Annotated in this window: 3 protein-coding genes; 1 reads left to right on the forward strand and 2 read right to left on the reverse strand. The window is 57.3% G+C overall.

The window, feature by feature from the left end; genetic code table 11:
• Together ACRC1E_RS11190 and ACRC1E_RS11195 are read right to left on the reverse strand one after the other, a co-directional pair.
• Positions 1 to 2,788: bifunctional diguanylate cyclase/phosphodiesterase (locus tag ACRC1E_RS11190; protein ID WP_438515177.1), on the reverse strand; the 2,788-nt coding region annotated here is incomplete at its 3' end.
• The gene (locus ACRC1E_RS11195) at positions 2,785 to 3,777 is read right to left on the reverse strand and encodes a substrate-binding domain-containing protein (protein ID WP_438515178.1); all 993 of its coding nucleotides are present in this window, start codon (positions 3,775 to 3,777) and stop codon (positions 2,785 to 2,787) included. The genes ACRC1E_RS11195 and ACRC1E_RS11190, both read right to left, overlap by 4 nt.
• Positions 3,778 to 4,066: 289 nt before the next feature.
• Here ACRC1E_RS11195 and ACRC1E_RS11200 point away from each other — a divergent pair.
• A partial coding sequence (locus ACRC1E_RS11200) for an arginase family protein (RefSeq protein ID WP_438515179.1) occupies positions 4,067 to 4,623 on the forward strand: 557 nt, incomplete at its 3' end.

Here is a 4,623-nt window from a genome sequence, read left to right on the forward strand (position 1 = left end):
ATTGTGCGACTGCCAGCGGCCGGCCGAAGAAATAGCCTTGATAGGCATGGCAACCCAGACTGGCCAATATGTTTTGCTGGTCTTCGGTTTCGACCCCTTCGGCAATCACCTCCAGCTCCAGCGTATGCGCCAGGGCCAGAATGGTGCGTACGATGGCGACGTCGTGGTCTTCCGGGCGCAGGTCGCGGACAAAGCTCTGGTCTATCTTGAGCTGGTCCAGAGGCAGGCGCTTGAGGTAAGCCAGCGACGAGTAGCCGGTACCAAAGTCATCCAGTGCAAAACTGATGCCGTGTGCTTTCAGGGCCATCATCTTGAGGATGGTGTGCTGCACATTCTCGAGCAGCATGCTTTCGGTCAGTTCGAGTTTCAGGCGTGTGGGGTCGGCACCGGTGCGCTCGATGATGTCCAGCACCTGCTGTACGAAATCGGGCTGGTGAAACTGGCGGGCGCTGACATTGACTGCCAGCGTCAGCGCGGCACTGCGTGGATCATGGCTCCATTCCAGCAGTTGTCGGCATGCGGTTTCCAGTACCCAGTTACCCAGCAGAATGATCAGCGCGCTCTTTTCGGCCAGCGGAATGAACTGTGCCGGTGAAATAGGGCCTTTTTCTGGGTGGGTCCAGCGCAGCAGCGCTTCTGCACCTTGCGGCCGACCGCAGTTATCGACCTGAACCTGATAGTGGAGCGCTAAATCATTATTGCGGATGGCCTGCCGCAAGCTGGATTCAAGTTCGGCACGTTCATTCACCGCCTGCTGCATGCCATGATCAAAGAAACACACGGTATTGCGCCCGGCAGCTTTGGCTTGATACATCGCCAGATCGGCTTGCTTGAGTACGTCTTCAATACTGTTTTTATGCTGGAAGAACAGGGCAACCCCGATGCTGCAGGAGCTATGGTGGGTATACCCGCCCAACTGATAGTTGGACTGCAAGGCGGCCAGCAATTTTTCGGCAATAATTTTGCAGCTAGAAGCCGCGGCTTCCGGTTCTGCTTCCAGCCCTTCTATCAGTACTACAAATTCGTCTCCACCCAGTCGGGCGACGATATCGCCGTCACGGGTGTATTGACGCAGGCGTTGGGCAACCTCTTGCAGCATCAGGTCGCCCTTGTCGTGGCCCTGGGTATCATTCAGATCCTTGAAGTTATCCATATCGATAAACAACAAAGCGCCAGCCATTTTATTGCGTGCAGCACTCGTCACGGCATGGGACAGGCTATCCAGCAGCATGCGGCGGTTGGGCAGTTTGGTCAGCGGGTCGTAATAAGCCAGCCGCTGGATTTCTTGTTCGGCCTGTTTACGCAGGGTAATGTCTATCATGGTGCCGACGTAGTGGCTGGTCTTGCCTTGCTGGTCATTGACAGCCGTAATCGTCAGCCATTCCGGGTAGTCGTCGCCGTTCTTGTGCCGATTCCATACCTCTCCCTGCCAATTGCCGCTACGGGCTATCGTCTCCCACATGGCTCGGTAAAATTCGGCGTCTTGCCGACCCGACTGCAGCAGGCGTATAGGCTGGCCGACCACTTCCGCGCTGCTATAGCCCGATATCTCGCAAAAAGCCTGATTGACGCGCACGATGCGCTGTTTGGCATCGGTAATTACCATGCCTTCCTGTGCCTCGAAGGCCGTCGCAGCGATGCGCAGATCTGCTTCGGCATGCTCGCGCTCTTGGGCGCGGTCAAGAAAGGCATTGAACCAGCCGGTGAGCTCATTCAGTTCATGAATGGTGCGTGTCTGTGGCAGGCGCCAGTGCGGTGGCAGCCTGTCCGCCTGAAAGTCGCGAAAACCATCGGAGATGGCGCGTAGCGGTGTGATGACACGGGCCGAGTAGAGCCGGATTAGCAGGAAAATAAGCAGCAGAGACAGCAGCAGGATAATGATGCCGGCTTGGGCAATGCGGCTGACCGGCTGCAGCAGTGTCGCTTGCGGCACCATACTGATCACGTACCAGCTCTGCGCCGGCAGCATCTGGAAATGGAGCTGTGTAGGCTGGCCAGCCATATTGATGGTCATCGCACCTTGCTGGCCTTGCAGCAGCGATACCAGTGCCGGAGAGAGGGTCTGACCGAGCAGGCGGGTGTCCGGGTGGAATAGCAGGCGTTTCTTGGCATCGACAACCAGCAGCATGGCGCCCTCCGCCGTTTTCATGTCGCGTACATGCCGGAACAGGGCACCGGGATCAAAATTGATCTGCAACATCGCCAGTGCTTCGGTTTGCCGGCCACTGGCATCCAGTTGGGTCAGCATCTTGCTTGCAACGATGACTTTGCGCTGGTCGGAAGTCGTATTGACGTTATTTTCGATGCCATGCCAAAGTATTTGATTGCCAGCTGCAAACGTGTCGCGCTGCAAGCGGCGGTACAAGTTGTGGTCGATTCGGGCTGTATTCAATGTATCGCCGACATGGTAATGCCGGCCATTGCGGGTAAACAGATCGATGGAGACCAGCCCCTTCAGGCTGCTGTAACCACTGAGGATGTAGCCGATACGGGCCTTGGTCGATAGCGACTCGAAGGCCGTATTCTGGAGGGATGAGACATCGGCCTCGGACAGTGCCTGCTTGATTTCGTCTACAGATTCGATATTGCGGATCAGGTCTTCAATTTGCTCCACATACTGGCCCAAATGGATAGCCTGCTGGCTCAGCTGGCTCATGCTGTTCCGGGAGGCCATGTCGACGACCGTGTCACGCGTGACACTGAAACTGATCAACTGGTACAGCAGTAGGGGCAAGATGCCGAGCGCCAGCAAAAAACCGGTCAGCTTGAGCGAGAGGTTGATCTTCATTGCCGCTTTGCCGGATGGCGCAGGATAAGCGCATCGATCTTGAGTTCGGCCGGGACCGGCTGTTTGTTGATCGCCTTGAGCGCGGTCATGACGCCTTGATAACCTTGTACGCCGGCTTGTTGATCGACGGTGGCGACCAGTTCGTCACGATTTAATGCCTGCCGTGCCTCGGCAATGGCATCAAAGCCGGCGACCAGCACCTTGCTGTGCCCGTTCTCTGTCAGATATTTGCGGGCACCTATGGCCATCATATCGTTGGCGCAAAAAATGCCACTGAGACGTGGATGCTGCTGCAGCATTTTTTTGGCCACGCGATAGCCTTCATCTATCTTCCAGTGGCCGCTTTGGCTGGCAACCTGATGCAAGCCGGCCTGCTTGAATGCCCGCTGCGCACCTCGGCGGCGCTGCTCGGCATTATCCGCCGACGGGATTCCCTCGATAATGGCCACTTCAGCACCGGCAGGGAGATGGGATGCCAGCTCCGTTGCCGCTGCGAACGCTGCCGCCTCGTTATCGATGCTGATAAACGGTATCGGTCGCATGTTTTTTGCTGCGATGGCGCGTGCATCCAGACGGTTATCGATATTGACGATGGCGATGCCTTGCTGCTGCGCTTGCTGCAGGGCAGGGATCAAGCGCACCGAGTCGCCCGGTGCAATCACGATGGCATTCACGCCGGCCTTAGCCGTATCTTCGACTATCTTGATCTGTTGCTCGATCGACGTTTCCTGTGTTGCCGTGTGGACTTCCAGCGCAATGCCGGTTTCTTGTTGTGCCCGGCGAGCGCCGTTTTCCATTTCGATAAAGAAAGGATTGGTCAGGGTTTTCATAATCAGCGCAACACGTACCACATCCGGCTTGGCCGGCGCTTGCTCGCTGACCGGTGCCGATGTGGTCATCGTCTGGATTGAAGGCGGCTCATTGCCGCATGCCGCCAGAGCGCTTAACAGCAAGGTGATTGCCAGCCGCCGAAGTGTCGTGATCAGCATGAGTCGGGCTCCGGTGGGAAGATTGCTGTAGTCGGCTCCTGCCGGCACTTGGAGCAGGATGGCCAGCATGGCTAGCGGATTTAGTCGCGAGTGAAATTTATAGATACAAGCAATGTTACATTCATTTTGGAAATTACTTAAGTTTTATTATGCCAATTGCAAAACTTGTCGGATATCCTGCCGGCAGGCACACTAGGCGTTCGCACCATGGCGGTGCGGCAGCCTTCAACCGTCGGCTGCACAAGATGGACGGTAGCCGGCTTGCCCGGCATCAACATGGGCTTACACCATGTCGCAGATGATTTACGGCGACGGCGCGATCCGCCGCACCGGCCTTTACGGCTCTTCAGTTGAAAATACCTACGCCGGCGTGCTGTCGTTCATGCGCCGCAACTACACGCGCGAACTCGCTGGTGCCGATGTGGTGGTGTCTGGTGTGCCGCTGGACTTGGCCACCACCTTCCGCCCCGGCGCGCGCCTAGGCCCTGCTGCCGTACGCGCGGCCAGCGTGCAGCTGGCCGAGCTCAAGCCCTTTCCCTGGGGCTTCGATCCGTTCGAGGATCTGGCCGTAATCGACTACGGCGATTGCTGGTTTGATGCGCACAATCCGCTCACCATCAAGCCTGCCATTGTCGAACACGCGCGCACCATCCTCGCCTCCGGCGCGAAGATGCTGACGCTGGGCGGCGACCATTTCATCACCTATCCCTTGCTGATCGCGCATGCCGAAAAGTACGGCAAGCCGCTGAGCCTGATCCATTTCGATGCGCACTGCGATACCTGGGCCGACGACGAGCCGGATAGCCTTAACCACGGCACCATGTTCTACAAGGCGGTCAAGGATGG

This window comes from Craterilacuibacter sp., assembly GCF_051659485.1.
Classification (GTDB): Bacteria; Pseudomonadota; Gammaproteobacteria; order Burkholderiales; family Chromobacteriaceae; genus Craterilacuibacter.